This is a genomic window from Nonomuraea sp. PA05 (genome assembly GCF_008086045.1).
Taxonomy (GTDB): Bacteria; Actinomycetota; Actinomycetes; order Streptosporangiales; family Streptosporangiaceae; genus Nonomuraea; species Nonomuraea monospora.
On record NZ_VSEY01000071.1, the window covers coordinates 21405 to 47073 of the forward strand.

General features: G+C 69.3%; 36 protein-coding genes. 1 reads left to right on the forward strand and 35 read right to left on the reverse strand.

Annotated elements, in window-relative coordinates:
• The 33 genes from FXF51_RS56810 to FXF51_RS56960 form a co-directional block, all read right to left on the reverse strand.
• A complete protein-coding gene (locus FXF51_RS56810) occupies positions 1 to 1227 on the reverse strand; it encodes a DUF5309 family protein (protein ID WP_148443211.1) in 1227 nt (408 codons plus the stop codon).
• Positions 1228 to 1277: 50 nt separating this feature from the next.
• Positions 1278 to 1952: a hypothetical protein gene (locus tag FXF51_RS56815; protein ID WP_148443212.1), complete on the reverse strand. Its 675-nt coding sequence runs from the start codon at positions 1950 to 1952 to the stop codon at positions 1278 to 1280.
• Between the two features lie 69 nt (positions 1953 to 2021).
• On the reverse strand, positions 2022 to 2231 hold the full coding sequence (locus tag FXF51_RS56820; RefSeq protein ID WP_148443213.1) for a hypothetical protein: 210 nt from the start codon (positions 2229 to 2231) through the stop codon (positions 2022 to 2024).
• Positions 2228 to 4249, reverse strand: coding sequence for a phage minor capsid protein (locus FXF51_RS56825; RefSeq protein ID WP_148443214.1), 2022 nt, complete (start codon positions 4247 to 4249; stop codon positions 2228 to 2230). The genes FXF51_RS56820 and FXF51_RS56825 overlap by 4 nt, the downstream gene beginning before the upstream one ends.
• 15 nt (positions 4250 to 4264) lie before the next feature.
• The gene (locus FXF51_RS56830) at positions 4265 to 5812 is read right to left on the reverse strand and encodes a hypothetical protein (RefSeq protein ID WP_222871944.1); all 1548 of its coding nucleotides are present in this window, start codon (positions 5810 to 5812) and stop codon (positions 4265 to 4267) included.
• A gap of 14 nt (positions 5813 to 5826) precedes the next feature.
• Complete coding sequence (locus FXF51_RS61590; protein WP_187415139.1) at positions 5827 to 5982, reverse strand: hypothetical protein; 156 nt, start codon at positions 5980 to 5982, stop codon at positions 5827 to 5829.
• A complete protein-coding gene (locus FXF51_RS56835; protein WP_148443215.1) occupies positions 5979 to 6245 on the reverse strand; it encodes a hypothetical protein in 267 nt (88 codons plus the stop codon). Before FXF51_RS56835 ends, FXF51_RS61590 begins: the two co-directional genes overlap by 4 nt.
• A 139-nt stretch (positions 6246 to 6384) precedes the next feature.
• Entirely contained in the window at positions 6385 to 7656 is a 1272-nt protein-coding gene (locus tag FXF51_RS56840; RefSeq protein WP_148443216.1) for a PBSX family phage terminase large subunit, read from the reverse strand.
• A complete protein-coding gene (locus FXF51_RS56845) occupies positions 7653 to 8126 on the reverse strand; it encodes a helix-turn-helix domain-containing protein (protein WP_148443217.1) in 474 nt (157 codons plus the stop codon). The genes FXF51_RS56840 and FXF51_RS56845 overlap by 4 nt, the downstream gene beginning before the upstream one ends.
• Positions 8127 to 8225: 99 nt before the next feature.
• Positions 8226 to 8927 (reverse strand): hypothetical protein, encoded by a 702-nt coding sequence (locus FXF51_RS56850; RefSeq protein WP_148443218.1) that lies wholly within the window; start codon positions 8925 to 8927, stop codon positions 8226 to 8228.
• A gap of 10 nt (positions 8928 to 8937) precedes the next feature.
• Entirely contained in the window at positions 8938 to 9291 is a 354-nt protein-coding gene (locus tag FXF51_RS56855; protein WP_148443219.1) for a hypothetical protein, read from the reverse strand.
• 238 nt (positions 9292 to 9529) lie between these two features.
• On the reverse strand, positions 9530 to 12085 hold the full coding sequence (locus tag FXF51_RS56860) for a phage/plasmid primase, P4 family (protein ID WP_148443220.1): 2556 nt from the start codon (positions 12083 to 12085) through the stop codon (positions 9530 to 9532).
• A gap of 155 nt (positions 12086 to 12240) precedes the next feature.
• On the reverse strand, positions 12241 to 12882 hold the full coding sequence (locus FXF51_RS56865) for a hypothetical protein (RefSeq protein ID WP_148443221.1): 642 nt from the start codon (positions 12880 to 12882) through the stop codon (positions 12241 to 12243).
• Between the two features lie 315 nt (positions 12883 to 13197).
• Positions 13198 to 13980: a hypothetical protein gene (locus tag FXF51_RS56870; RefSeq protein ID WP_222871945.1), complete on the reverse strand. Its 783-nt coding sequence runs from the start codon at positions 13978 to 13980 to the stop codon at positions 13198 to 13200.
• Entirely contained in the window at positions 13977 to 14387 is a 411-nt protein-coding gene (locus FXF51_RS56875) for a hypothetical protein (protein ID WP_148443222.1), read from the reverse strand. The genes FXF51_RS56870 and FXF51_RS56875 overlap by 4 nt, the downstream gene beginning before the upstream one ends.
• The gene (locus FXF51_RS56880; protein ID WP_148443223.1) at positions 14384 to 14614 is read right to left on the reverse strand and encodes a hypothetical protein; all 231 of its coding nucleotides are present in this window, start codon (positions 14612 to 14614) and stop codon (positions 14384 to 14386) included. Before FXF51_RS56880 ends, FXF51_RS56875 begins: the two co-directional genes overlap by 4 nt.
• Positions 14611 to 15174 (reverse strand): histone-like nucleoid-structuring protein Lsr2, encoded by a 564-nt coding sequence (locus FXF51_RS56885; RefSeq protein WP_148443224.1) that lies wholly within the window; start codon positions 15172 to 15174, stop codon positions 14611 to 14613. Before FXF51_RS56885 ends, FXF51_RS56880 begins: the two co-directional genes overlap by 4 nt.
• A 17-nt stretch (positions 15175 to 15191) precedes the next feature.
• A complete protein-coding gene (locus FXF51_RS56890) occupies positions 15192 to 15557 on the reverse strand; it encodes a hypothetical protein (RefSeq protein ID WP_148443225.1) in 366 nt (121 codons plus the stop codon).
• Positions 15554 to 17557: a UvrD-helicase domain-containing protein gene (locus tag FXF51_RS56895; RefSeq protein WP_148443226.1), complete on the reverse strand. Its 2004-nt coding sequence runs from the start codon at positions 17555 to 17557 to the stop codon at positions 15554 to 15556. Before FXF51_RS56895 ends, FXF51_RS56890 begins: the two co-directional genes overlap by 4 nt.
• Complete coding sequence (locus FXF51_RS56900; RefSeq protein WP_148443227.1) at positions 17557 to 17790, reverse strand: hypothetical protein; 234 nt, start codon at positions 17788 to 17790, stop codon at positions 17557 to 17559. Before FXF51_RS56900 ends, FXF51_RS56895 begins: the two co-directional genes overlap by 1 nt.
• A gap of 85 nt (positions 17791 to 17875) precedes the next feature.
• The gene (locus FXF51_RS63350) at positions 17876 to 18010 is read right to left on the reverse strand and encodes a hypothetical protein (RefSeq protein ID WP_262380565.1); all 135 of its coding nucleotides are present in this window, start codon (positions 18008 to 18010) and stop codon (positions 17876 to 17878) included.
• Positions 18011 to 18131: 121 nt separating this feature from the next.
• Positions 18132 to 18458 (reverse strand): hypothetical protein, encoded by a 327-nt coding sequence (locus FXF51_RS56905; RefSeq protein ID WP_148443228.1) that lies wholly within the window; start codon positions 18456 to 18458, stop codon positions 18132 to 18134.
• Positions 18443 to 18625: a hypothetical protein gene (locus FXF51_RS56910; RefSeq protein WP_148443229.1), complete on the reverse strand. Its 183-nt coding sequence runs from the start codon at positions 18623 to 18625 to the stop codon at positions 18443 to 18445. The genes FXF51_RS56905 and FXF51_RS56910 overlap by 16 nt, the downstream gene beginning before the upstream one ends.
• Entirely contained in the window at positions 18622 to 19755 is a 1134-nt protein-coding gene (gene dnaN / locus FXF51_RS56915) for a DNA polymerase III subunit beta (protein WP_148443230.1), read from the reverse strand. Before dnaN ends, FXF51_RS56910 begins: the two co-directional genes overlap by 4 nt.
• Positions 19752 to 20003: a hypothetical protein gene (locus FXF51_RS56920; RefSeq protein ID WP_148443231.1), complete on the reverse strand. Its 252-nt coding sequence runs from the start codon at positions 20001 to 20003 to the stop codon at positions 19752 to 19754. Before FXF51_RS56920 ends, dnaN begins: the two co-directional genes overlap by 4 nt.
• A gap of 129 nt (positions 20004 to 20132) precedes the next feature.
• Complete coding sequence (locus FXF51_RS56925; protein ID WP_148443232.1) at positions 20133 to 20576, reverse strand: hypothetical protein; 444 nt, start codon at positions 20574 to 20576, stop codon at positions 20133 to 20135.
• Entirely contained in the window at positions 20576 to 20848 is a 273-nt protein-coding gene (locus FXF51_RS56930; protein ID WP_148443233.1) for a hypothetical protein, read from the reverse strand. Before FXF51_RS56930 ends, FXF51_RS56925 begins: the two co-directional genes overlap by 1 nt.
• A complete protein-coding gene (locus FXF51_RS56935; protein ID WP_148443234.1) occupies positions 20845 to 21105 on the reverse strand; it encodes a hypothetical protein in 261 nt (86 codons plus the stop codon). The genes FXF51_RS56930 and FXF51_RS56935 overlap by 4 nt, the downstream gene beginning before the upstream one ends.
• Entirely contained in the window at positions 21102 to 21479 is a 378-nt protein-coding gene (locus tag FXF51_RS56940; RefSeq protein ID WP_148443235.1) for a hypothetical protein, read from the reverse strand. Before FXF51_RS56940 ends, FXF51_RS56935 begins: the two co-directional genes overlap by 4 nt.
• Entirely contained in the window at positions 21476 to 21727 is a 252-nt protein-coding gene (locus tag FXF51_RS56945; RefSeq protein ID WP_148443236.1) for a hypothetical protein, read from the reverse strand. The genes FXF51_RS56940 and FXF51_RS56945 overlap by 4 nt, the downstream gene beginning before the upstream one ends.
• Positions 21724 to 21918: a helix-turn-helix domain-containing protein gene (locus FXF51_RS56950; protein WP_148443237.1), complete on the reverse strand. Its 195-nt coding sequence runs from the start codon at positions 21916 to 21918 to the stop codon at positions 21724 to 21726. Before FXF51_RS56950 ends, FXF51_RS56945 begins: the two co-directional genes overlap by 4 nt.
• Before the next feature lie 24 nt (positions 21919 to 21942).
• The gene (locus FXF51_RS56955) at positions 21943 to 22251 is read right to left on the reverse strand and encodes a hypothetical protein (RefSeq protein WP_148443238.1); all 309 of its coding nucleotides are present in this window, start codon (positions 22249 to 22251) and stop codon (positions 21943 to 21945) included.
• Positions 22251 to 22457, reverse strand: coding sequence for a helix-turn-helix domain-containing protein (locus FXF51_RS56960; protein WP_148443239.1), 207 nt, complete (start codon positions 22455 to 22457; stop codon positions 22251 to 22253). Before FXF51_RS56960 ends, FXF51_RS56955 begins: the two co-directional genes overlap by 1 nt.
• A gap of 158 nt (positions 22458 to 22615) precedes the next feature.
• Between FXF51_RS56960 and FXF51_RS56965 the strand changes: the two genes are divergently transcribed.
• Positions 22616 to 23101: a hypothetical protein gene (locus tag FXF51_RS56965; RefSeq protein ID WP_148443240.1), complete on the forward strand. Its 486-nt coding sequence runs from the start codon at positions 22616 to 22618 to the stop codon at positions 23099 to 23101.
• 75 nt (positions 23102 to 23176) lie between these two features.
• On the opposite strand, the gene FXF51_RS56970 is transcribed toward FXF51_RS56965, so the two are convergent.
• On the reverse strand, positions 23177 to 23617 hold the full coding sequence (locus FXF51_RS56970; RefSeq protein ID WP_148443241.1) for a hypothetical protein: 441 nt from the start codon (positions 23615 to 23617) through the stop codon (positions 23177 to 23179).
• Between the two features lie 821 nt (positions 23618 to 24438).
• Positions 24439 to 25308: a tyrosine-type recombinase/integrase gene (locus FXF51_RS56975; RefSeq protein ID WP_411268440.1), complete on the reverse strand. Its 870-nt coding sequence runs from the start codon at positions 25306 to 25308 to the stop codon at positions 24439 to 24441.
• Between the last annotated feature and the right edge of the window lie 361 nt (positions 25309 to 25669).

Here is a 25669-nt window from a genome sequence, read left to right on the forward strand (position 1 = left end):
TCAGGCGCCGGCGGGGGCGCCCACGCGGAGCAGCTTGCCGTGCGTCTTCTCGTTGCCGTAGCGGAGCCCGATCTCACCGTAGATTTGCCTCTTCTCGGCGGCGCCGGTGCGGGCCAGCTCCTCCACGAACAGGAAGCCCTTCCCGGGGATCGGCAGGAACACCGGCGAGCACTCCTCCAGGCTGACGACGGCGAGCGTGGAGGTGGGCATGTGGCGGTCGAGCATGAGGTTGAGGCGGCCGAAGTCGCACTCGAACGTCATCAGCGACACGCCGCCGACTGTGCGGGTGGTCTCCTGGAAGTTGCGGTCCTTGATGAAAATCTTCGTCAGGGCGCGCTTGAGGCTGGCGCCGACGACGACCGTAGCCGTCTCCGACTCCTGGATGCCGCCGTTCTCCCACACCTGCTGCAGCAGGTCGAAGATGATGGCGTCCGTCAGCGGGGTGGGTTCGACCACGACGGCGCCGCCGTCCGTCGCGAACGCGATCGCCGCACCGCCGGGCCGGGCGGCCAGGGTGAACGTGTTCGTGGCGACGTCGGAGCGGACGTAGTAGATGGTGTCCTCGGTCAGCACCGAGGTGGCGCCGCCGGTGAGGGTGTGCACCACGACCTGATCGCCGGCCGCGAGCCCGTGGGCGGCCAGAGTGAAGGTCTCATTGTCGGACTCGATGGTGGCGGTGCCGACCGTGGTGCCGTGCGTGGCGGCGTTCGTCTCGGTCGCCTGCAGAATGCCGCGCGTGCGGCGCGCGCTGGCGTTGGTGCCCGGGTTGTTGAACGTGCCGATGATGAACGACTTTTCGACGTCGCGGGCGATCTGCTTCAGGTGCTGCTGGATCTGCCAGTCGAGCTCGTTCAGCACCGGGTTCGACCCCGAGAGGCCGGCCTGGCCCGGGTGCGAGGAGCCCGTGCTGTTGAACTGGCCGGTCGCCGCCAGCTTGGTGTAGGAGAGTTCGAGCGCCTCGGTGTGGATCTCCACCACGTTGGTGACGTTGAAGCGGGTGCGCGCCTCCGCGGTGGGGGCGTCGGCGCCCTCCAGCCGCTGCCTGGTGGCGCTGGCGTCGCGAAGGTCGTAGCCCTGCCACTGGAACAGGGTGGCGTTCGCGGACTCGCCGCCGGTCAGGCCGCCGATCGCGGACAGGAACGGCGTGTCCTCGGGAGTGACGGCGAAGAGTTCGCCGACGTAGTTCGGCAGGTCGAAGGTGTCGCCCTGCCCGGTGATACCCGCCACGCGGGTCTCCTCTCATGAGGTCGGGCAGGCGCGACGCCTGGCCCTAACGGTTACTGGGTGGTTTGCGAGAGCGCGAGCTGGGATTTGAGCTGCCGCGAGAGCTTCCAGTCGCCCGCCTGTTCGGCTTCGCGGATCTGCTCGCGCAGATTTTTCGGGGGTGCGCCCTGACCGTTGCCTCCGCCGAAATCCCCACCCGAAGAGGACGGGGTCTTGGGGGTGAGCTTGGCCAGCTTGGCGACCGCCTTGGCGATGGCGTCCTTGTCGACGGTGCCGTCGTCGTTGACGAACCGCGACTTGTCGATCAGGTCGGCCGCGTCGCCCAGGTCAAGGCCCTTGCGTGCCAGGGCGGCGTCGAACTGGGCTTCGGCCAGCTGCTTGCCGTGCTCGCGCGCCGCCTCGGTGCGGCCCTCGACGCGGGCCTGCTCGACGGCCTTCTCCTGGTCGCTCATCGACTGCTGCTTGAGCTTGGCCAGGTCGTCGGCCGCCTTGCTGTTCTCCTTCGCCCGGCGCTCCCACTGGCGGGCCATCGCCTTCCAGTCCGTCTCCTCCCGTGCGGGAGGGGCGGCCTGCGGCTGCTCGGCGGGCGGGTTCTCGGGTGGCTGGCCACCCTCGCCGGTCGGCGGCTGCTCGGGTGCGCCCTCAGAACCGCCTGCTTGGAGGCGGATGGGGCGGCCGTCGCGCCGGTAGCCGATGACGGCGCCCGGCATGGTGATGGTGGTGTGCATGGATGCTCCCGTGCGGGATCGGATGGGTGGCCCGTGCGGGCCGGGAGCCGCCACCGGTGTGGCGGACGTTCAGGCGGGGCGGATGGTGGCGTAGCCGTTCGACCAGCCGCCCGCCGCGAGCGCCTCGAACACCGCCCGGTCAGTGGAGTCGGGGGTGCGGGCGCGCAGCGCTTCGATCACCTCACCGGCTTCGCCGGTGTCGTACACGAGCAGGCCGGCGTCGTCGAGGCGGATGGTGTCGAGGACGGCGCCGTCGGCGTCGACGAGTTCGAGCATCATCCGGCGATTCTCCGTGTCGTGCCCTTCGCGTGCGGTGCGATCGCGTCCAGGCGGGCCATCATCGCCTCCCACCAGGCGCGCCGGCCGAGCCGATCAAACTCTCCTCGGAGGGCGGTGAGCCGCTGCCGGGCTTCCGCGATGTCGTCCGGGTGCAGGTCGTTGTCGACCCACTCGCCGACCCCGGCACCGTCCGACGTGTCCCGTATGAGGAGTTTCTCGAACGGGCCGAGCTCGTGCACGATCGGCCGCCCGTCAGTGACGGGGTTGAGGCCGCGGTCCAGGTAGCGGAAGGCGAGCCCGTGGTCGATGGAGACGGGCCGGCCCTTGTGGATGAGCCAGTTGTAGGAGTGCCGGTCCGGATAGTCGATGAGCGCATCCAGCAGCGCCATCCGCCAGCCGTCATCCGAGGTGAGGAACCCGGCCGGCTTCTTCGCTTTCGCGGCGAGGGTGCCGGGCATGAACTCCTGCCACATCTCGACCGGGCCGACCCGCAGCACTTCCGGCGCGGGCAGGCCGAGCGCGCGGGCGACCTGCCCGCCGAGCTGCTCGGCGTCGACCTGATCGACCGCATCGTCAGCGAGGTGGGTTCGTTTCGCCACCTTGTGGACGGCCTTGGAGCCGTCGGCGAGGGTGACGAGGCTGGTGTCGCCGTACATGCCGCCGCCGAGCTCGGTACGGGACTGCTCGCCGGAGGCGACGCGCTCAGCCAAGGTCGGCGCACGCTCCCGCACAGGCTCCGGTTCGGGTGTGCGCGCGGGCGCCAGGACGGGAGGTTCAAGCCGCGCCGCCGGGGTGGTGTCCAGCTCCTGCTGGACGGGCGGCGCCAGGTCCTGGACGGGGCCGCCCTTCGGGCCCTTCCCGCTCGGCAGGTTGCCGGCACCGATCTGCTCCCGGTACGGCAGGCGCTTCAGGAACGGGTGGGCGGCCAGATGCGCTCGGAGCGCCTGCTGGGCGGCGTGCACGCGGGCGGTGGCGTCCTTCTTCGCCTCCGGGGTGAGGGCGCCGACGGCCTGCTCTTTCGCGGCCCGGATCCGCCGTTCCAGGTAGCGCTGCTTCTGGCGGGCGCGGTCGCCTTCCGGGTCGGCCGTCCCCTTCTTCAGCGTGGTGATCCCGGGCAGGTAGGCGGACGCAGAATGCCTGCAGTTGGGGTGGAACAGGCCCTTCGCCATCGCGCCCGCCATGGTGTCGATGACGTCGACGGTAACCATGACGTCGTCCTGCGTCGCATGCTCGACCTGCACCTTGCCGACCGGCCCGTCGTCCCGCCTGAGCACCTTCGACTCGAACGGCCTGCACAACTTGCACTCTTGCACGTTGTCGGAGATGTACACGAGATCGATGTCCAGCTCGGCGAGCCGGTCGGTCTGGCCTTGCACGGCGGCGCGCTGGGCGTTCGTGCGGGCCAGCATCTCCACGTACGAGGACAGCTTCCAGATGCGGTTGGCGCGGTCCGTGAAGCTGGTGATGCCCTTGTCGATCAGCCGCTGCCACGCGGCTTGGCTCGCCTCCCTGCGGGTGAACGCGCCGGAGACGATCCTGGCCGCGGCCCCGGCCTGGACGGCACGGTACGCGTCGATCGGGGCTCGGAGGATGTTCTGGTCGACGCGGCCCACATCCCGGTGCAGCGCCTGGGCGATGTTCTCCAACACCCTGGCGTTGGGGATGACGGCGACGGCCTGGCGCGCACGCTGGCCGACACCCGAGCGCGGAAACCACCTCTGCGGGAGGTCTGCGACCGCGCCGTCCCGGCCGGACCGGTACGCCTTCGCGATGGCTTCGCGGATGATGCGGGCGCGGCGCTCCTGCAAGCTGGCCAGGATCAGCCGCGCGCTGGCCTGCAGCTTGCGTACGGCGTCCAGCTTCTCCTGGTAGAAGGCGACCGTCTGCGGCTGCTCATCCCCTGCAAGGTCCTTGCGCAGCTGCTGGGCGACCGTGCGCACGAGCGCGGTCTCTACCTCGCGGTACAGGTCAGCGACGGTGGCGGCGACGCGGTCGAGGAGGTCCTGGTCAACAGCCACGGTGACCTCCCCGGCCTACTCGCCCCCGGCCGGCGGTTCGTCTTGGTCCTCTTCGCCCTCGGGGCCGGTCATCTCGCCGGGCAGCGCGAACGGATCCTCCATCGGCTTCGGGCGGGCGTCAGCGATCTTCTGCACCTCTTCGGCCACCTGGTCTTCGTCCCAGTCCGAGTGCAAGAGCCGTACGAGGGTGTCGTCGCTCGCGGCCTCCGCGCGCCGCATGAGTTCGGCTGTCTGAGCGAGCTGCAGCAGGTCCGGGCTGACGCTGTCGGCGAGGGTGATGGTGGGCTTCTCCACCTCGACCGCCTGCTGCGGGAACATGGCCGCGGTGAGTTCGAGCAGCATCTCGATCCCGTCCGCGAGTTCGGGGATCGTGTAGAGCCCTTTCCGGTTCTTCGTGATCAGCGACCTGCGTTCCTTGGCGGCCACCTCGGTGGCGGTGATCGCCACCTCGCCGGACAGGCCGAAGGACTGGGCGGAGTAGCCGGTGGCGCGGAGGATGGCGGCGAGGAGTTCGGCGGCCGTCTCGCGGTGCTCCTCGTAGCGGATCGCGAACTGTTGGGCGGAGATCTCCATGCGGTCATCCCCGCCGAGCACGTCGAGCGCCTCGTACAGTTCCCGGTCCGGGTCGAAGAACGCGCCCTGGCCGCGGCCGAGGGACTGCAGGTAGGAGCGGGGGACGATCAGCCTGGATTTGCCGAGCCGGATGTCGCGCATCCACGACGTCCACACCTCATCCAGGGAGTCCATCATGCCGAGCGTCGGCCCGTCGAAGTCGCTTCTGCCGAGTGGGGCGCCGGCCGGGAAATTCCGCCACTGGCGTTGGGGCCGCATGTTGGGGACGTAGACGGCGGTGCACCGGTCGAGGCGGGTTTCGACGGACGGCCGCAGGTTGGCCGTCTCCGCATGGTCGGTGAGGGCGAGCTGCTTGCCGAGGTTGCCGATCGACCCGGTGTACAGCCCGTTCAAGATGTGGCCGGGCTCGTGCCGTTCGAGGTGGAACAGGCAGGTGTTGGTGTCGGGCTGGTCGAGCACCCGCCAGAACGTGACGGCGTGGAGGCGGCCCCACCGCCATTCCGGCACTGCCGCGTCGGCGTGCACGCAGGCGAGCCACGGGTGTGGCGCGATGCTGTCGTCCCAGACCGCTCTGAGGTAGTAGCCGCCCAGCGCCGCGCCGACCTCGGACCCTTCGAGGAGGGTGGCCTGGAGTTGGGGGAGCATGTCGTCGATGCGCTGCTGGGTCTGCTCGTTCTCGCACGTGATCGACGGCGGCTCCGAGAACAGCAGGTCACTGGACATGGTGGCGATGTCGGAGGCGACGGGCACGTGCAGTTTCGCCCGCTTCTCGCCGGCGGGTGTGGGTTGGCCCCAGAACATGCGGCCGATGAACCCGGTGATGCCGCCGCGGTGCTGCCAGGGCCGGTTAGCGGGCTGGGTGGGGTCGGTGTAGATGGCGGCGAGCCGGTCGGGGTCGCCCTGGTACCAGGCGTCGAGGATGGCGTAGTGGTTGTAGATGGGGGCGAGGTGTTGGGGCGGCCACGTGCCGCCACCGCTCGGCAGCGGCATCGAGGGCGCTCCTCTCAGGGACGTACGTGGGTCTCGGTCAACTCGCGGAGCGTCTGCTCAGCGGCCATGCACTCGTCAGAGCAGAACGGGTCACGGTCGAGGTCGGCGCTCCACATCCACATCGCCGTGCCGTCGGTGAGGGCCAGCCCGCAGTGGGTGCAGACCATCACCCGGCGGGGCGTGCGGTCGGCTGCGGGGACCACTGGCCGTGGCCGTCGCCGGGCGGCACGTTGTACTCGGCCCAGCCTCCCGAATCGCCGGGGGTGAACACCCACAGATGCACGTGGCCGTCGGAGTCGAGGGCGGGCACGTGGCCGGCTTCGACTCCGCGCGGGTCGAGGGTGCGGGTGTCGGCGGTGACGATCGCGGCGCGTGCGGCCTGGTGGCCGATCTTGCCTCGGTAGCGGACGATGCCGCCGGTGATCGGGATCATGGCGTGGGTCTCCAAAGGCTCGGTAAATGATCTTGGGTGCTACTTGGGAGAAGACAACATTCCCGCAAGCTACTAACCGGTAGAGCGGCGCTCCACTTCATTCACGTTGATGCACTCGCGCGACAGCGAATGGATCTAATCAAGCCGCCTTCGACGGCGGGGCGAGCTGCCCGTGCCAGATGTTGCGCGTCGTCCTGATCCCATACCGCAGCGCGTCACAGCCGTGGTCGTTGACCTTGAGCGGCTTGTCGTCGCCCTTCTCCGACGCTTCCGGGTCCCACGAGTAGCCGGGAATCTCCTTGATCAGCTCCTTGCACGAGCTGTGCACCAGCAAGCGGCCGGTGGCGAAGAGGCTGCCTACATCGCGCACGCCGTCCTCGACCTCGTTGTCGGCCATCGTCGACGTCCACCCCGCGCGGTGCAGCTCGGTACGGAACGATTTCGCGGACGGGTCGATGATCGTGTACTGCGGGCTGATGCCCAGCCCAGTCACCCAGGCGCGCACCCGCTCCGAGTACTCCGCGTCGGTCAGCGCGCCCCGCTGCTTCTTCGAATCCCAGCGCCACTCGTGCCCGACGTACAGCCGCCCATCATGGCCGAGGCCGATCAACAGGGCGTGGAACGGGTTGGTGGTGCCGTAGTCGGCGGTGAGGCACAGCCACTGCTGGATGGCGGGCAGCTCGGCGACGACGTGGCGGGCGGGATCCCAGGACTCCCAGATGACGCCCTCCGCCAGCACCCACTGGCCGAGGATGAGCCGCTTGTACCAGAGGCCTGAAGCTTCCGCCGAAATGTCTTCGATGTACTCGCGGGTCAGGTTCGGGTTGTCGGCCAGGATGAACGAGAACCTGTGCAGGTTGAGCGTGTCCGGGCCGTCCTGGCGGTGCACCTGGCCGCCGTGATCCACCCACAGGCGCGCCTTCTCCAGGTAGTCGACCAGCAGCCAGTGTTGCGGGCCTTCCGGGTTGGTGGTTGCGTACAGCTGCGCCCCGGGGATGGACAGGCGGGTGAGCAGCATCACCCAGAACGACTCCGGGATGGTGCTGGCCTCGTCCACGTACGCGCCCACCAGCGACAGGCCCCGGATCTTGTCCTCGGACCCCTCGTTGTAGGCGCCCACCGTGTAGATGAGCCGGCCGAACAGGTGGAGCTCGCCCAAGCCGGCCACGTACTTGCAGCGCTTTTCGCCCAACATCTCGATCAGCGGGTCGATGATGTTGCGCTTCAGGGTGCGTTCGGTCTTGCCCACCATCAACAGCGGGCCGGCCGGAGCTTCTCGGACGAACTTCATCCACTTGAACAGGCTGCTGATGCTCTTCGAGGACCGGACCGAGCCGTCCCAGATGTTGAGGCGGGCGGTCGCCAGCTCGACGCTGAGCCGCTGCTTGCCGACCAGGGGGGTGATGTTCACAGGCCCGTCATCTCCGTCAGCCAGCGGTCCACAGCCGCGTTCGACTCGCCCGAGTTGTCGTGCTTCTCGACGGCGAGATGCTTGTCGATGGCGACGGCCGCAGACGTGATCAGGTTGCGCTTGTCGGCGATCGGCGGCTCCGGCATCTCCTTCGAGTTGAAGGTGTTGTCCTTCCCGCCGAAGTTGAACACGGTGTGCGGCCGATGCAGATCATCCAGGAAGCGGTTCGCCTCCTCCAGAAACCGGCGCGACGTCGAAGCGCGGAGCGCGGCATTGTCGGCCTTGGCCGCCTCTGTAGCGTTCTTCGTCTTGGTCCGGTCGAAGGTGCGTGCGTTTGCGGCGGCGATCCGGCTTACGGTGCTGGCGCTGACCTGGTGTTCGCGGGCGACCTCGTTTCGGCTTTTGCCTGCGTCGATGCTGGCGAGGATGGCGACGACCACGCGCTGGTCGAGAGGCTTGCCCTGGGGCACACGTGCTCACCCCCGAACATGCGGAAGCCCCGCACGCGGGCGGGGCTGGTTTTTCTCATACTTCTCCGCCGAGATCATCGCATCCTGTGGATAACTTCGTCAACTCGCTGGTTGGAGGCGTTGGGCGAGCTTCTCCCATGCGGTGATCGGCCAGCACGGTTTCCCCCACAGCCAGGTGGTCACATGCTCTGGCGGGGGGTTGCAGTTCGTGCCGTGGCAGACGATCGCCACCTGGTTGTTGGGCAGCACCTCCACCTGCCAGGTGTGTGCCCCTCCGACCGGCTGATCTTCCGTCCTGCCGTCGCACCAGGGGCAGACGACCTTCACCGTCTGGCCGTGGTAGATCTCGGCGAGCGCGCCGGCGGTCCGCTTGTAGATGCGTTCGACTCGCGGCCACACCCACTCCGACCACCCGTCAGCCACCCCGGCAGGCAGCTCCAGGAGCCGGGCGAGCGCGTACCGGAGCCAGGGTCTGGCGTCGAGCTGGCCGGGGCCGGGCGCGGCCAGGATCGGGCACAGCATCTCCGGGCCGAGTTCGGCGGCCAGGTCGTCGGCGTAGACGAGCACGTCCAGGATGGTTTGCAGGATGTCGACGTCGACCGGGGCCAGCGACTCCCCCCACGCCAGGTTGTTGCGGAAGTAGCGCTCAATATGCTCGGCCGCGTCCCTGAGATCTATTTCCTCTCCGGAAATGGTTCGGGTCTGCTTCAACGGTTTCGTGGTGAGCGGCATGCGCGCCTCTACCAGGTCTGGCCAGTATTCGATAACCCATTCCAAGTGTGTGGCCACGATTTCACGCAATGGAGCCTCCTCAGAATGGGGGGATGTCGCCGGGGGTCGAATACGCGAACGGGATATACAGTTCGGTCGGCTGGGATGGCGGCGGCACAATATGGCGGCCTGGCGGGCACCGGTGCTGCTGCAGAACCTGCCATTTGCGTTCGCCGCGGATGCGGAAGCTGTTGCGCCGCCACAGGTAGGGCCGGCGGGGCAGCCCGTGGGGGTGCAGGTCGTAGGTGGCGAGCCCGGCCAGGATCGCGTCCAACTCCTGCCGGGGGTCGATCGGTGTCGGGTCGGCGCGCACCCAGACGCCCTCGCTGTCGCCGGACAGGATCGGCTGGCCGCACCGGCGGCACATCGCGAGCGACACCGGACTAGAGATCATCTTTAGCCCCCCGCCTTCAAGATCATGACGGATGACAGGTTTCTCCGTATTCCCCGGCTATTGCACGCGTGCGTGACGCGGGCGCGCATACACGCGCACGTAAGGGCGGGAATGTGGGAAAACCTGTCATCCGTCATGATCTTGGATTCTGAGGATGCATCCTTGCAGGTGAGGCGGTGCGGGCGGGTCGATGACGGATCCGTCACCAACCTGTCATAATCTTGGACGTGAAGTGAGTTCACCATCCTGGCCCGCCGTACTTATCGTCGTCGGCGGGCGGCGAGAAGCGCGGCTGTGACGGATCCGGTGACGGATCCGAAGATCTGTCATGATCTTGGTCGGGGGTGAAGAGGCACACGTTCGCGTACGAGCGGGCGGTCGAATCACGCGCATCCGAGACGCCGTGCTTGCGCAGCTGCATAGTGAGCGCCTTCGCACTCACCGGGGTGGCGCCCTCGTCGAAGCAGAACCGCTCATACGCCTCCCGCAGCTTCGACTTTTTGATCTGCACGTGCTCGCCGCCGCCGATCCGGCAGCATTCGGCCACGAACCGGCTCACCGTGTCCTGGTCGGCCGCGTAGCCGTCGGTGGCGGCCTTCACCGTGTCGGGCTCTTGCAGGCCGTCCTGGTGGAAGAGGGCGGCCCCGGCGACGATCCAGGCCAGCAGGGCGGGGCCGTGCTCGCCGGCCAGGATGCCCTGCAAGTCGTCGATCATCGCCTCCGGCGGCACCTCATGCTCGAACGGGATCAACCTCAACCGGCGCCAGAACGCGCGCCCGCCCGCCCGCACGGACGGCTGGTTGTTGCCCATCAGCCACAAATGGTGTGTCGGTTTAAACGTGAAATGGTCCTGCCGCATGAAACGAGCCGTCAAAGTGTCGCCGCCGGTCAACTGTTTCACTTTCACTTCGTCAAACCGGTCGTCGTCGGCCACCTCCGAGCAGACGACCATCCGCATTCCGGCCAAACGGGCAATCTCGGTTTCGTGCTGAATATTCGCTTTCGCCATAAGGAAGCCGCTCGGCGCGGTGGTCGCGTAGTCGCCAAGCACGCCCACAATCGATTCGAGGAATACGCCTTTCCCGTTTCCGCCGCTCCCTACAGCGAACGGCAGGACGTGCTTCGACACGGACCCGGTGGCGGAATACCCGACCAGGCGCTGCAGGTAGGCGACCAGCCCGTGGTCTTCGCCGAACGTGTCGGCCAGGAACGCCTGCCACCTGGACATGTCGGCGTCCGGGTCGGGGGCGCAGGCGGTGACTTTCGTGTGCAGCATGGCGGCATCCGCGGGGCCGAGGATGCCGGTGCGCAGGTCGACGATCCCGGCCGGGGTGTTGAGCTGCCAGGGCTGGTTGTCGAGGTCGTCGAAGCCCACGACGACGCGCGTGTCCGTCTGGGCCTGGGCGAGCATGGCGGTCGTCCCGGCGCTGGACAGGGCGTGCCGCTTGTGCTGGACGGCTTTCTTCTCCCCGTCCGGCAGGCCGCGCGCTACCCGCTTCCCGTACTCGCGGACCAGGCCTCCGCCGACCGGCTGCCACTCCCAGCGGGCGCCCGTCCAGGCCAGCCACCTGCCCCGCTCCGGGCAGTACCGGATCACCTCCCCGAACCGGTCCACCAGGTGCAGGGCGTTGCCGTCATCACTTTGGGCGTAGGTGCGCTCCTCGACGACGGTGAGCGGGGGCGGCCCGTCCGGGTGAAGTTGCACGACGGGCGCGAGATTCCCGTGGACGGGCGGCGGCGCAGGCGCAGGGGCGGGGACGGTCCGCTCGGCGCGCACCCCGTACCCGGCCGCGGAGAGCGCGCTCGCGGCGGCGGAGTGGTCGCCGCCGTAGTCGAGGACGGCGAGGGCGCCAAACTTGTCGTAAGGCCTGTGAGCGTCCAGGGGGGCGACGGAGGTGGAGAAGATGAACAGGTTGTCGCCATCGTTGAGCCCGGTCGTCGCGCTCGTCCCGATGTTCTTGCCTGGCCGCCGCCAGTAGGTGACCCCGGCGCTGTCGGTCCACAGACGCGTCCACCCCCTGGGGATGAGGATCTCGTCCCACGAGGTGCGGGCGTTGTAGTCAGTGCCCGGGTTCACACCGTCTTCGTCGTCCCAGGCGGGCGCGGGCTGCGAAAACAGCGTGCTGGTGGGCGCGGCGGAGGCCTCTCCCGTGGCTGGCATCCGGTCGAACACGGCGGCCAACTGGTGGAGGAGATCCCGTTCGGCGGCGGTGATGGTGGGGATCGTGTCGGGCCCGCCGGCGAGCAACTGCCAGGCCCGCCCGGTCGGGTGGACGGCACCGGCGGAGGGGGCGAGCACAACCCACCCACCCTCCCCCCGCGTCTCGATGAGAACCTTCACCTTGTCGTCGGGGTTGGCGGCCAGCTCCTCCGGCGTGGCCGGCCTGCGGGCCAGTTTCGTGTTCCCGGCCACCGTGCCGCCGTCGACCCGGTACAGGATGTGGATGCCGCCGCCGGGGGTGAGCTCCATGTAGCCGGAGGTGATGCGCTGCCACAGGTCTGCGAGGCCGGACTTGTGGGCCAGCTGGGTGGCATGCTCGGCCACCTGCTCCGCGACCGCGCGGCCTTCGAACTCGAGCATTTCGAGGTTGCCGGACACCTCCCCGCAGACGACGCCGAGCCCTTGCGGCGGCGGGCTGGCGTTAAACCAGTCCTCGACCTGCTGACGTACCGGCCTGGCGACCTGGAAGACCTTCCAGGGGATGGCGGGGCGTTTGCTGCCGTCGGCGGCGGCCGGGAGGACGCACAAGCCCGCGTCGTGGAGCTGAAGCGCCGCCTGCAGCAGGTCGTTCAAGGTGTGGGCCCCGCTCTCCTAATAGTGACTGACTGCTACTTGGGGACTAAGAGACTTAAAGCTCGGGCGTTGGTTGACCGGCCGACGGTGGAGACGGGTGCGGCCCCGGCAGGGGGAGGGATCCCTGCCGGGGCCGGTTCAGGGCCGCCGTCCGGTCACTGGGCGGGGGCGGGCGGCATCTGCGTCATGCCGAGGGCGGCCATGGCCGCCTGCGCCTCGGCCGCGTTCGGCGGCTGCTGGGGGACCGGCGCGGGGGTGGGCGCCTGGGCAGGGGCGGCCCACTGGGGCGGGGCGGCAGGGACGCCGGGAGCCTGCGGCAGCGGCGCGGACGCGACCGCAGGCGCCGCGGGGACCGCCTGCGGGAGCGGCGCGACCGGAGCCTGAGGAGCCTGCGGGGTGGCGGGCTGCTGCAGGGCGGGCGCCGTCTGGAACGGGTTGCCGCCCACACTCTGCAGCCACTGGGTGGCGTAGGCGGCGTCCTGCTCGCTGTACGGGTTGAGGATGTACGGCGCGGACTGGCCGGGCTTGGCGGTGCCCTGGGCGAGGCGGGCGAGGACGGGGTCCTTGCCGATCGAGTTGCGCAGGGAGCCGATGAGCGGCTTCTGGAAGAACAGGACGCCGGTCTCGCAGCGGGGCCCGCGCTGGTTGGTGAGGACGACGACGTCGCAGGAGATGGCGTCGGACGCCCCGTACGTGGTGACGATCCCCTGCCGGAGCTCGCGCACGTAGATGAGGAGGAGGTGGCCGACGTGGTCGGCGGCCTTGAAGTCGGAGGCGGCGCTGGGCTGCTGGAACATGGTGATCCTTCCGTGGCGATCCGAGGTGATCCGGTTCGTTGTGATCCGTGAGAAAGACGATACAAGACGGTACACAGTGACGCAAGGCGACGCATGAATGTTTCTGGGCGGGCTGTACGTCACCGTGCGGGAGGCTGCTGCCGTCGCCGGTGGCCGACATGCCAGGCGAGGCAGATCGGGCACCGGTACACGTTCAGGCGGGTGACGGCCGCCCTCTTGGCGGCGGCGAGCGCCCGCATGTGGGAGACCGCCCGGCCGCGGTTCGGGTGCCGGATTTTGCCGCCGCACATCCGCTCCCACGCGTCCACCGCCGGTTCACCCGCCGGCGCCAGGGCAGCCGCGGGACGCGTCCGTCGAACCCGGCGCGAACCATGGGCAGTACGTGCAGAACGCATCGCTGGCGGGGAACATCGCCCAGGCTTGCGGGTTTTCGGGCGGGTCCAGGTGCGTCAAGGCGGTCATGACGTTGTCGAGCCGGTCCAGGGCGGCCAGGGCCACGCTGCGGTCGTACCGTTCGGTCCACACGTGCAGGCCGTCGATGCGCCCGCCGCGCGGCAGGAAGACGACCGCCACATCGTTCACCGCCTCGCCGGCATTCTCCTGGCCGAGCCCGTACAGGTGGGCCTGAATCCGGTACTGCTCGCCGGGCCCGTCCTTCCGATACTTCTGCAGCCGGTCGAGGCCGACACACTTCCAGTCCATGTTGGTGCCAGTCGCCCGGTCGAACAGGTCTGCGTGCCCGTAGATGTTGCCGCGGATCTGCAGGCGGCGCTCGATCACGTAACGCTCCTGGCCCAACCGGCGGTTCTCGGCCGCGAACGTCTCCTCCATCCACGAATGCACCGCGGTGCCGATGATGGACGCCCACGGGTCCGAGTCGTTGTTCACCTCGGGCCAGTCGCACAGCTTGTACGCGAGGCGTCTGACGCACGGGGTGCCGATCTCGGACGGGCCGATCGTCCGCTGCAGGCTTCGGGGGGCGTTCGCGCCGGCCTGCTTGACGGTGGTGACGACGTTGGTGGCGATGGCGGCGGCCAGCCCGGACAGGGGCGGAGACGCCCACCCCGCGTCCGGCTGGCTGAAGGCGACGGCTGTCACGGCTGCCGCCCGTTGATGATCCGGGCGACCGCCAGCGCGAAGTCGACGGACAGTTCGGGCTTACCGGCCGCGAGACGATGCGCCGGTCCAGAGGGCGGGTCCCCGAACACCTCGGTGAGCCGCTCGTACTTGGCGGCGAAGTGCTCCAGCAGTGCGGCGAGCGGCTCGGCCAGGAGCGGGGAGGCGAGTGCAATCCATGCCGCGTCGGCCGACGCCGGATGGTCGGCGCCCTTCGTCTCCTCGCCGCACACGGCGACGGCGTGCCCGTTCAGGGCGGTGGAGAGGACGGCGTTCTCTCCAGCCCACGACGGGTGCTCGGCCGTCCACGGGCCCGGCGTCGCCTTCCGTGCCGCCTCCCGGAGCCGGGCAGCGGCGGGACGCAACTCACTGGCGGTGTCGATGGTCACGGCTTCTCCCGGTAGGTGGTGACGGCGCCGGGCGCGTTGAGGACGATGCCGCCGACCGTGGACACGTTCTCGGGGCTGGCGACGGTTTCCGAGTGCGGCTTGCCCAGCTTGGCGGCGAGAACGTCGGCGATGAAGGCGCGGTCGTCGTCGGAGATCTGCCACGACTGCATGAACGCCGACCCGTCCGACCGGAACGCGGCCACCGTGATCACTCCGTACGGGATCATTCGACTCCTTCGTGGGCTTGGTCGTAGGCGGTCTCGATGTGTTTGGGGATGCGGCCGTTGGCCGGGCAGTCGAGGCCCTGCGCTGCGGCCCACTTTCGGATGCCGGTGCGCCGCTTCTTCGCGTCGGCCGGCCTGGCGCCGGACGTGCCGGGCGCGCCCCGTCCGCCGGTCAACTGCCGGTGCCGGGCCTGCAACTCGGCCAGCTCGCGCTGCAGGCGTTCCATGCGTTCGGCGACCAGGGCGGCTTCGCGGGCGTTCACCAGGCGGTCGCCGATCTCGCCGAGCGCGGCCCGCACGGTGGCGGCCAGCTTCCGCAGGTGCGGGTCGGCGGACGCTTCGGCGCGGGCTACAAGCTCGTACGGCAGGTGCGTGTCGGCCAGCTGGGCGACGTCGGCGGGGAGGGTGACGGGGCCGCCGTCCGGGTCGTACACGCGGTCCGTGTCCGTGTCGAGCAGCCAACCCTTCTGCGCGCGGGCGAGAGCAGCCACCCGGTCACGCGGCCACGAGGACGCGTCCGCAACCTCCCGGGTCGTCTTCCCGGCCGCCAACAACTTGAGCACCCGCGCAGCGTCCGGCGTCACAGGTGCCACCTGTCGGGGGCGCCCTCCTTGGGCACGTACCGCATGATGCCGACGGCGTCGGCGAGGCCCTGCTTGTAGCCCTGGTCCTGATCCCAGTTCGAGCCGTACGTGACCTTCTCGATCCGCTCGTGCAGCAGCTTTTCGACCCGGTCGTGCTCGGCCTTGAGGATGTGCGGGAGCAGCTGCTCCAGGAACCAGGCGGCCTCCCCCTCGCGGGTGCAGCGCGGGCACTCGGGGTGCTCGTGCACCTTCTGGTCGCCGACGCCGATGTCGACGTACTCGCACCAGCAGTCGCGCTTGGCGACCATGACGGTGTTGATGGCGAACTGGTAGGGGCCGTGCGGCCCCTGAGGCGTGCTCACTTCCAGTCTCCTGCGAAGTTGAAGGGGCGAGAAGCCTTCTTCTCGCGCTGGTAGGCGGCGTGAATGTCGGGGTGGTCCTTCTCCAGGCTCTTGGCGTCGAGGTAGGTGGAGGTCTTCGACTCGCGCCAGGTGGCGGCCGGTCTGCCGTTGACGGTGGCCTCGTCGAGGCCGCGCTCCCCCATCCAGTCTTTGATCTTCTGGAGGGAGGCGTCCTTGGCCTCCCTCCACTGCTTCTCGTTGTCGGCGGCCTGCTTCGCGTACTGCAGCCAGCCGACCAGCTCGGCCGGGAGGTCGGTGTCGGCGCGGGGCGGGTCCGGTGTGAGCACGTCGTGGGACGGGATCGGAGCGACGGTGATGTTCATGGCGGGCGAGCCTGCCGGGTCGGCGGCCCCCGCCGTGGGGCCGAGCGCGGTTCTGGGGATAACCGGGTCGGGCCCCTCCAGCCTGTGGAGAGTCTCCTCATCGTCGACGAGCACCTGGAAGCCGGTGCCGCCCGCCTTGGCCGCGTTCAGGTTGCGGCAGTCGAGCACGTCCTTCGCCCTGGTCACCGCGACGTAGGAGAGCATCGCCTCGGACCGGTTCAACCGGCCGTCCTTGTCGTACGGGTCCTGCCAGTCGGCCGCCAGGCGGACCGTCGCCCACTCGCGGCCTTTCGCCCGGTGGGCCGTGCTGACGACGATGTCGGCATTCGACTCGTCCACCAGCTGGTCGACCACACGCAGGATCGCGGCGGGCCCGTGCCCGTCGACGAGTTTCACCAGAGTCCGGAGGTCGGCGCCGCCGGCGTCGTGTTCGGCGTACTCGCGCACCTCATCCCAGCTGGTAAAAGCCATCAGCTCGGGGTGTTCGGTGGGGCGGCCGTTTTGCAGGTCCTGGCAGGCTCTGGCGAGGTTGCGGATGTCGGCGCCGCCCCCGACCAGGGCCGGGCGCAAGCCCTGTGTGAGGGCCGACATGGCCTGCCCGATCGCGCCCGCGTTCGTCCGGCACAGGACGGCGCCGGGCTGGTCGACGACGCCCACCTTCGAGTCGCGGGCCGGGTTGCCGGTGAGCCGGAGCGGCGCGTCCAGGAGCTGCAGCCACTCGTTGGCGGTGTCGGCGATCTGCTGCCCGAACCGGAACGACTGGGAGAGGGAGAGGTGCTCGCCCTCGAACTCCTGCATGGCGTCGACCGCCCCGCGCCACCCGTAGATGGCCTGCGACTGGTCGCCGACCAGGATGCGCTGCGCTGTCTGGGCTTCGACGATGCGGGAAATAACCGGGTTCGCGTCCTGGGCTTCGTCCAGGAAGACGACGTCGGCGGGCAGCGTCGGGTTCGTGAGCGCCCACATTTTCAGGTAGTGGTCGTGCTCGAACTTGAGCCGGCCGTCCTGCCGCTGCAGGTCCCCCCACGCCCACAAGATGAACGGGTACGCCTGCTCGCGCAGCAGGGTCATCCCGTCGCCTTCCAGGCCGGGAACGTCCGGGATGTGCCAGGCGGACGGCTCGTCACGGTCGGAGTAGCAGAAGCGTTTGATCGCGTCCATCACGATCCTGGCCACCTTGACGGAGGTGAGGGCGTGCTTGCCGAGGTCGAGCACGGCCGGGATCTGCAGGAAGCGCGCCACCTCCCGCGCGGGCAGCCTGGGGCCGTTGAGCCGGTCCTTGAACTGGTGGCCCACCTGCCGGAAGGCGAGCGAGTGCGCGGTAGAGCACTGAGTGTTGGCCGGGAAGGTGGCGCGGGCGTCCTCCGCGATCGCCTTGTTGTAGGCGAGGTAGAGGGCGCGCCGCCGCGGCTGGGCCGCGGCGAGCATCTTCAACGTGGACGTCTTGCCGGTTCCGGCGCCGGCCTCGATGACGAGGGGGTCGCCGCCGGCGGCGGCGTCCAGGATCGCCTGCTGCTCGATGGTGGGCGGGTGCTCGAACGCGACGGGGGCGGGCGCGGCGGGGGCGTGGACGGGCGGCTGCGGCACCGTGAACAGCGGCGCCGCCGCCTCCGTGTAGGGGGTGGGCTGCGTGAACATCAGGCGTTCCCGCCCAGCACGCGAGCGCGGATGGCACGGTCGCGGGTCACCATCTCGACGGTGTGGTCGAACCCGGTCGGCGAGTAGCCGATGAGGAACGCGAGCATCCCCTTCAGCTCGTCCTCGTTGCAGGCGTTCACGAACGCGAGCCGCTCGGCGTTGGCGGCAGCGTCGCGTTCGGCCTGGAACTTCGTTGTGGCAACTGCAGCGGCGTGATCCTTCTGCGTGGTCAAGATCGTCTCTCCTTCGGCTCGGTGGTGGTGATGGTGGTGGGGCGGCCCCCTCCCCCGATCGGAGGGGCCGCCCCAGGGCGGGGGGCTACTTGGTGTTGCGGGCGGCCTGGACGTCGGCCCAGAACCGCTCCTGCGCCTCCGGGTCGAGGAAGGAGGCGAAGTCGGCGAGGTCCTGCTCGGTGAGGTGGGCCTGGCTGGCGAGGATCTGCGCGGCGTTCATGTCGTCTCCCGTGTCCGTTCCCCCCCGACATGCAGAACGATACAAGACGGTGCATGACGACGCAAGACGGTACATGGGCGGGTGTGGTGCGCCGTCTTCCACCGCGCCGCCCCGGGGGCTGCTACCGGCGGTCGAACGCCATGTTCGCCTGCTGCAGCCGGTGCAGCTGCTCCTCCAGCGCGGTGACGTGCTTCCGCATCGCGGCCAACTCCTCCGCCATCGTCCGCGGCATCGCCGCGTCGAACGGGTCCGCGAACGTGTCCGCCTCGAACGCCTCCAGCAGCCGCTGCGTGGCCTTGTGCGCGGCCTGCTCGCCCACGAGGGCGGCCTCCGCCCTGTCCCGTTCGGCGACCGTGTCGGCCAGGAGGCGCACCGCGTCGGCGGCCTGCCCGCGCGTCTCCTCCAGCTCGCCGATCAGGTCTCGGCGCTTCTTCAACCAGTCGAACACGGCTCTTCCTCCTCGATGGTGGTGGTGTGGGTGGCGGCCGGCGGGCCGAGAAGATCGGTGACGAATCGGCCGACGCCGACGCACGCGTTCCACGTGCTGGTGGTCACCTGGGATCCGTCCCGCAAGGTGACGGTGATCGACGCCCCGGCGGTGTGCTGGCCGGTCACGCGTCCTGCCGGATGGGCATGATCAGGTGCCGGTAGGTGGTGTCGCCAGCGTGCTGCAGGACGGCGGGCCTGACCGAAGTGGTCATGTGCAGTTCGACGGGGCCGGTGAAGGTGGCGAGCGCCGGGGCGAGCCGGGCCGGGTCGAACGCGATCGTGATCGGGTCGCCGTCGAGCTGGCAGTCGGCCTGCTCGGTTCCGCGGCCGTCCTCGCCGCCGCCGGCCTCGACGAGAACCCCGTCGGCGGTGAAGGCGAGCCGTACCGGCGTGGCCGACCTGGCGACCAGGGAGACTCGCTTCACCACCTTGGCCAGGGCGGCGGCGTCGAACGTCGCCGTGATGCGGGTCTTCGCCTCGGCCTGCTTGTCGAAGTGGGAGCGGAAGGGCGGGAACTCGTTGTCGAGGAGCCGCACCGTCGTCCGCCGGCCGCCGCACGTGAACGCCACGAGTCCCTTGTCGGCGGCCAGGCCGACCTCGACCGAGGTGCCGCCGGGCAGGCCGCGGGCGACATCGTGGACGGCGCGGGCCGGGATGACCGCGGTCAGTTCGGCGGGGGCGTCGACGGTGGCCGTCCATTCCAGGGTGCGCCACGTCATCCGGTACCGGTCGGTGGCCGCCAGGTCGACCAGGCCGTCGCCGACCTCGAACCGCAGCCCGGTCAGCTGGGGCAGCGTCTCGTCCTTCCCTGCCGCGGACGCGGCCTGGGCGACCGCGGCCGCGAACTTGCTTGTGTCGACGGACCCGATCGCGGCCGGCGCCGACGGCAGGCTCGGGAAATCCTCGACGGGCATGAGCGGGATCACGTACTCGGCCTTCCCGCACCGGATCGTCACCTCACGGTCGTCGGCGGCCACGTCGACCAGCTCGCCCTTCGGGAACACCTTGACGATGTCGGCGAGGAGCCTGCCAGGAACGAGCACCTTGCCGGGGTCGATGGCGGCGTCCACCTCGATTTCGGCCTGCCGGGAGGTGTCGTAGTCGAACGCGGACACCTGGATGCCCTCCCACTCGCCGACCTGGCCGGCTTCGAGCAGGATCCCGGCCAGGACTGGCACGGACGGGCGCTTGGGGAGGGCGTGGGCGGCGTAGCCGACCGCGTCGGCCAACTCCCCCGCCATGATCGTGAACTTCATGAGAGTGCTCCTTCGAGCTCGGGAAGCATGGTTTGGCCTGCCAGGACCTGGGCGGGTTCCGGGCGGGGCGGGGGGATGATGCGGATGGCGGGGAAGCACTGGTGGTTCCGCAGCCACGCCTTCGCGTCCGACTCGTTGAACGGGAAGTCGTCCTCGAAGCTGGGGTCGCTGGCGAGGCTGCTGTTGCAACTGCCGCACTCGGCGTTCCACGACGGGGTGCACGTCCTGCACACGACGCCCTGCCGCACGTCCAGCCAGCCCGGGGCCTTCCACCGGCTCCGGCACCCACTTCAACAGGTCGGGGCAGTCGGCGCGGACGTGGCCTTCCAGCCCGGCCGGGAACCACGGGCGGATCCACTCGGAGATCGGCGACTGCTTCACGCCGCCTCCTTCGGGAGGGGTTGGCCGTACCCGGCAACCCGCAGCAGGGTGCAAGCGTCGGCGAGGAGGAGCCGGATCGGGATGTTGACTCCGTAGCCGGAAATCCAGTCGTCGGCCTGCAGATACGCCCACCACAGGTGCGCGTTGGCCGGGCCGACGCCGTGCCGCTGGACCACCAGCACGCCGATGTCGGCGCGGGCGTGGCCGCGCTCGATCTCCGTCTCCAGCATCCACTGGACGATGGTGAGGTCGGACGGGCGCGGGTGCTTCGTCTGCTGGCCGCCCTTCACCTCCCACACCACGCCCGGCGTGCCGGTCACGTCTCCGAGGTCCTGAGCGCCGGCGAGGGCGCGGCGTTCAGCGTGCGGGAAGCCGAGCCGGCGGAGGGCGCGGACGACGGCGGTCTCCGCGGCGGTGCCGATGTCCTTCGGCCGCGCCATCACCGCGTCTCCTCGCCGGTGGCCCGCTTCTCGCGGGCGCGGATGAGCGACCAGCCGGCCAGGCCGACCAGCACCACGACGACCCAGACGGCGAGGATCAGCAGCCAGAGGGGCACCTCCGGCTGGCTGGTGGCGACGGCGAGCAGGGCGCACACCGTGATGGCGCCGAAGGAGATGCCGGCCTCCAGCCAGCGGCGCCGCCTGAGGGCGTGGTCGGCGAGCACGCACGCGAGGGCGCCGACGGCGAGCGCGAAGAACGTCGGGGCGTTCACGGCGCCTCGCTTCCGTCGCCGGGCTTGGCGCTGGCGGCCGCAGGCCCGTGGTGTGGGTGATCGTCGCAGCCCCACCGGCCCGGCAGCGCCTCCTTGCGGCAGAACGCCTCGTTGCACATGGCGGTCATGAGCGCGTCCATGCGGCGGCAGTACCGACACGGGCAGTACGTGTCGTGCTTCAACACCTTGTCCATGAGGGCGTTGAACTCTTCGGCGCTGATCAGCTCGGACGTCTGCTGCGGGGCGGCCGCGTTCACGGCCCCTCCCACTTGCGCTGCTCGTCCTGGCCCTTCGGAGACTGGGCGTACGCGTCGTGCTCGGAAGCGATGGTGCCGAGCGCGGACTCCTGCTTCGGCGGCAGCGTCCCGTCGAACACCGGCGTGCCGTTGCTGGCCGGGTACGGGTCGGCGCCGCGCGCCGCCTGCCCGCCGCCCGCCACGTCGGGCAGGCGCCAGCCGGCGGCGAGGCCGGTCCACGGCTGGTGCTCGGCGGGCGTCAAGGGGTCGGGGATGACGGTGCCGGCCCGCTCCGCCTGCTCGGCAACCCCGAGCAGATACCGGTAGCCGGCCAGGTCTCGTTCCGTCTGCTCGACCAGCTCTCGGATGGCGGCGATGTGGATGCTGCGGATCACGCTGCCTCCTTCGGGGGTGTGTGGGCGGGGGTGATGACGGTGACGGCGAAGTTGGGCCGCCGGTGGTACGGGTTGAGGCGGCCGGTCTCGATGTCGCGGCCGAACGCGATCCAGCAGTCGCAGTCGCTGGCCGAGCACGGGCACGGGTGCAGTTCGATGCGGACGACCGGCGGCGGCGGGTCGCCGAGCCGCTCGTGCAAGTCGGAGATGCGGGCCAGCTGGCCGGGACGTAGTTCGTCGAACGTCATCTGCCGGCCGCCTCTCCGGCCATGACGGCCTTCAGCTCCGACTCCTTGTAGCGGCGGTGGCCGCCGTCGACGCGGATCGGGTTGAGCTTGCCCTCGTTCGCCCAGCGGGTGACGGTCTGGAAGTGCACTTGCAGAAAGTCGGCGGCCTCCTGCCGGGTGTACAGCTTCTCCTGGGTGGTGGTCTCGGACATGGGGTTCCTCCCTTCACGGTTCGGTTATGCGGATGCGGCCAGCCGGGCCGCCTCCTGCTGCTTGGCCGCTTTGTTGCGGCGGCGGGTTTCGGCGCCGGCCCGGCCCCGCCGCTGCATTTCGAGCGACAGGGCGGTCTCGGCCGCCGCCATCAGGTCGGCTTCCGTCTTGTAGTCGCGCTCCGACCCGAGCCGGTTGATCCAGTAGTCGATGTGGACCGGCGACGCCTGGGTGGCGGGGGCGGTGCGGGCCGTCCGGTCCGTCGTGTAAATCCACGACGCGCGGACAGCGTCGACGGCGTTCCGGCGGCGCCGGTCCGGATCCTTGGCGGCCATCAACGCCCCGTCTCGGGGGGCGCGAAGACCGCTATGGCGGTTTCGGGGATGCGCCAGGTGCCGTGCTTGCACGTGTTCGGCTCCTGGCAGAGGGCGCCGCAGTCGTGCCGCTTCTCGGCGCCGGCCAGCTCGCCGGCGTGCAGTTTGCGCAGGACGGTGGAGCGGCTCAAGCGGAGCCGTTTGCACACTTCGGGGATCGTCAGCATGGAACCTCGGATCGCAACGGTTCAAACCCTTACGACGCAAGACGATACATAGAGACTTTTGACGGCGCAAGACGGCGCACAAGTTTCCGTGGCGGACTGGTGAGTCTTTACAACCCCTAACTAGGCCGGTTATGACTCACTGTGATTCAATACGGCGCATGACGGACCAGGAGCGGGAGCGACGCGTCGAGCCGCCGGGCCTGCCCCTCTGGCGGGCAGCCGAGCGCAAACGCGCCGAAGAAGGCGTCCAAAAGTTCGAGTGGATCGCCCAGATCGGCATCGGCCGCAAATCGTATGACCGGCTCACCACCCAAGAGAATCCGCCCATCACAAGGACCGTCCGAAAGATCGCCGACCGGATCGGCATGGCCTACACGGACGCGCTACGCCTCATCGGCCAAACCCTCGACGACAGCCCGCCCGCCGATTCGGGAGCGGACCTGATCGTGCAAGGGCCGAAAGGCCGGATCCTGCTGCAGGTGAAGGACTACCGGCGCGAGGAAGCCGAACGCCAGATCCAGGTGCTGCGCAAGGCCGCCGGCGAGGCTGGGAAGACTCTCGGGGACGCTCTCGTCATCGTCGGCCTGGCCGAACCCGAAGAACTCCGGCTCACCGAGAACGGTGACGCCGGGAAGACCCGCTAGGGCCTTCCCGGCGTCACCTACACGGCTTCGACGGTGGTCGTTGGGGAAGATCGGCGGCCCGCACCGTCAAGCCGGTCACGCAACCTGGTTGTCGCGCCCCCGGTCGGAGGGCGGCGGCTTGGGCAGGTGGACGGTGAGCGTGCGCACCGCCGCTATCCGATCGTCGCGCAGAACCTTGCCCTGCTCTTCGACCGCGGTGTGCAGCTCGTCGGCGGCCTGCGCGACCGCGTCGTTCAGATCGCCGGACACTTCGGTGATCCGTGCGTCGATGTTGCCCAGCTCGCTGGAGATTCCGCACATGCGGGCGTCGATGCTGGCCAGCCCTCCCGAGATGACGCGGATCCGCGCGTCGATGTAGGCGTAGCCGAGCGTGGCGAGGACGGCTGCGAGGCTCCCGGTGAGGAGCGTCATGTGTAGCCGGTCGGAGCCGTACTCCGTGATGCTGAGTGCGAACGTTGCCGCCCACAGGAGGGCGGTGCCGGCGATCGCGGCCGGGAGGGTGTGTCGTCGGGCCAACTCCTACTGTCCTTCCCCCATCGGCCCCATCGACGCTGATGGAGCCGGTTTGCCGTGTTCCCAAGGCAGCGGCTCCGCCACTTTACGGCCGGTCTGTTCGAAATTGAAGATGCAACGGTGCAGAGAAAGGCCGTCTTGACATGCGAGGATCGTTCATGTAGACGGCATTGCAACCGATACGCATGATCCGATATGCCGGGAATGGCCGGTTTTTTCGGGCGGCTTTTATCCGGTTGCAGGTAAGTGAAGCCTGGCCGTCCCGGTAGACCCTTTGACCGATGGATCTTGGGGTAGTGCCGGGGATGGCACGGGGTCGACCCCACACCACTGAGGTCGCATCCCGTGCGCGGCCCCGCACGGCGGGAAGGGACACCGCTGCCTTGGGGACAGGAATCCCTTCCGCCGTGCGGGTGCTCGGGGGTCCCTCGCCCAAGGCTTGACCAGCCTGGAAATCGCATCGTAACGAATCAAACGCTGCGAGTCACGCCCGAGTCGAACAAAAGTGAGAATCTTCCTACCCAGTAGAACAAACCTCTACCGCCTCACCCGCCACCAATTCGGCCATGACACATCCGTCACAGCACGGAAAGACGGTCTGACCTGCCGAAACGCCGCCAAAAAGCACAAGATCATGACGGATGACAGGTTTCCTCCCGTTCCCGCTGATCGTGCGGGCGCGCGTCACACGCGCGCCTATACGCGTACGCGCGTAGGGCGTTAATGCGGGAAAACCTGTCATCCGTCACAGCGGAGATCCGGAAGGGTGCATCCTTGCAGGCCAGGACGCGGATTCGGCCGATGACGGATCCGTCACCGATCTGTCATGGCTTCCCGGCCGTCAGCCGATCGGCCGGCGACAACCTGGCGTGCGTCTCCCGGGCCCTCTCCGCCGCCAGATCGCCCGCGTAGTGGTCGACCATCTCCCGCGTCTTCCAGCCCAAGATGGATTGGACGTCGGAGTCGGAGGCGCCCGCCGCCAGGAGTTCGTGGGCGGCCGTCCCCCGGTACCGGTGCGGGTGCACCCTCCCCTGAATCCCGGCCAGGTCGCCGCGCCGCACCAGCATGTCTCGGAGGCCCTCAGGGCTCATGTGGGAGGTGTTGCGGCCTTGGATGCCCAACCAGAGCCACGGCGACGCCTGCGCCTTGCTGTGGGCGCTCCTGGCCCGCAGGTAGCGGTCGACGGCTTGGGCGGCGGCCCGGCCGAGCGGCAGCCAGTGCTCATCGCCGCCCTTCAGGGTGATGCGCAGCCGCCGGCCCTTCAGGTCGACGTCGTGGCTGTCGGGCTGGTGCGGCGTGTAGCGGACGTTCATCAGCCCGGACGCGCGGGGGCCGGCGTCGTACAGGATCGTCATCAACGCCTTGTCGCGGCGGTCCTCGAACGAGTTGGAGGCGGCGGTGGCGAGGAGGCGCCGCTGCTCGGCCTCGGTGATGTAGGCGCGCACCTTGGCCGGCACCTGCGGCCGGTCGGCTTTGAGCACCGGCGACGGCGCGGTGCGCTCGGCGATCTCCGGCGAGCACAGCCAGTTCCACCACACCCGCAGGTTGCGGAAGCACACGTCGGCCGACGCCGGCGACGTCCTGTGCCGCTCGTAGACGAGAAATGCGCGGACATGCTCCGGCTGGACGCCTTCCGCGTCACACGGCAAGGAATTGTCGTTCAGGTAGGTGATGAACATGGCGGCCACGTCCATGTAGGACCTGATGGTTTTGTCCGCCTTGTTCGACGACTCCAGCGCCAGGAGCCACGATTCCCGGCACTGTTCGAGGTGGGCTCCGCGCGGTACCGGTATGGCTCTGCTGGCGGTGCTTGTTCGTCGTTTGCGGGGGCGGTCGCGGTTGAATTCGACGACGTTGGACACGAGCGTCAGACCTCTCGGCTCGGAAGCTGCGGCGCCCGCTCGAAGAAAGTGCCGCGCCGTCGTGTGCCATTGTGCGTCGTCTTGCGCCGTGCCGCAACCGGCGACCGTGCGATCAGACGGGTAATAAGCACCGTACGACTCTGGTAGTCTTCTACGTGTCGCCGGGACCGGCAGGTCAGGCGGCACATGGTAG

What these genes read in the sequence shown, in the direction of transcription:
- FXF51_RS56830 (WP_222871944.1), bottom strand. Translation starts at nt 5,812, where the DNA reads ATGCCGCTGCCGAGCGGTGGCGGCACGTGGCCGCCCCAACACCTCGCC.
- FXF51_RS63350 (WP_262380565.1), bottom strand. Translation starts at nt 18,010, where the DNA reads ATGAACGCCGCGCAGATCCTCGCCAGCCAGGCCCACCTCACCGAGCAG.
- FXF51_RS56820 (WP_148443213.1), bottom strand. Translation starts at nt 2,231, where the DNA reads ATGATGCTCGAACTCGTCGACGCCGACGGCGCCGTCCTCGACACCATC.
- FXF51_RS56965 (WP_148443240.1), top strand. Translation starts at nt 22,616, where the DNA reads ATGACGGACCAGGAGCGGGAGCGACGCGTCGAGCCGCCGGGCCTGCCC.
- FXF51_RS56855 (WP_148443219.1), bottom strand. Translation starts at nt 9,291, where the DNA reads ATGATCTCTAGTCCGGTGTCGCTCGCGATGTGCCGCCGGTGCGGCCAG.
- FXF51_RS56865 (WP_148443221.1), bottom strand. Translation starts at nt 12,882, where the DNA reads ATGTTCCAGCAGCCCAGCGCCGCCTCCGACTTCAAGGCCGCCGACCAC.
- FXF51_RS56925 (WP_148443232.1), bottom strand. Translation starts at nt 20,576, where the DNA reads ATGGCGCGGCCGAAGGACATCGGCACCGCCGCGGAGACCGCCGTCGTC.
- FXF51_RS56975 (WP_411268440.1), bottom strand. Translation starts at nt 25,308, where the DNA reads ATGGACGTGGCCGCCATGTTCATCACCTACCTGAACGACAATTCCTTG.
- FXF51_RS56955 (WP_148443238.1), bottom strand. Translation starts at nt 22,251, where the DNA reads ATGGCCGCCAAGGATCCGGACCGGCGCCGCCGGAACGCCGTCGACGCT.
- FXF51_RS56960 (WP_148443239.1), bottom strand. Translation starts at nt 22,457, where the DNA reads ATGCTGACGATCCCCGAAGTGTGCAAACGGCTCCGCTTGAGCCGCTCC.
- FXF51_RS56815 (WP_148443212.1), bottom strand. Translation starts at nt 1,952, where the DNA reads ATGCACACCACCATCACCATGCCGGGCGCCGTCATCGGCTACCGGCGC.
- FXF51_RS56945 (WP_148443236.1), bottom strand. Translation starts at nt 21,727, where the DNA reads ATGACGTTCGACGAACTACGTCCCGGCCAGCTGGCCCGCATCTCCGAC.
- FXF51_RS56895 (WP_148443226.1), bottom strand. Translation starts at nt 17,557, where the DNA reads ATGTTCACGCAGCCCACCCCCTACACGGAGGCGGCGGCGCCGCTGTTC.
- FXF51_RS56880 (WP_148443223.1), bottom strand. Translation starts at nt 14,614, where the DNA reads ATGATCCCGTACGGAGTGATCACGGTGGCCGCGTTCCGGTCGGACGGG.
- dnaN (WP_148443230.1), bottom strand. Translation starts at nt 19,755, where the DNA reads ATGAAGTTCACGATCATGGCGGGGGAGTTGGCCGACGCGGTCGGCTAC.
- FXF51_RS56835 (WP_148443215.1), bottom strand. Translation starts at nt 6,245, where the DNA reads ATGATCCCGATCACCGGCGGCATCGTCCGCTACCGAGGCAAGATCGGC.
- FXF51_RS56950 (WP_148443237.1), bottom strand. Translation starts at nt 21,918, where the DNA reads ATGTCCGAGACCACCACCCAGGAGAAGCTGTACACCCGGCAGGAGGCC.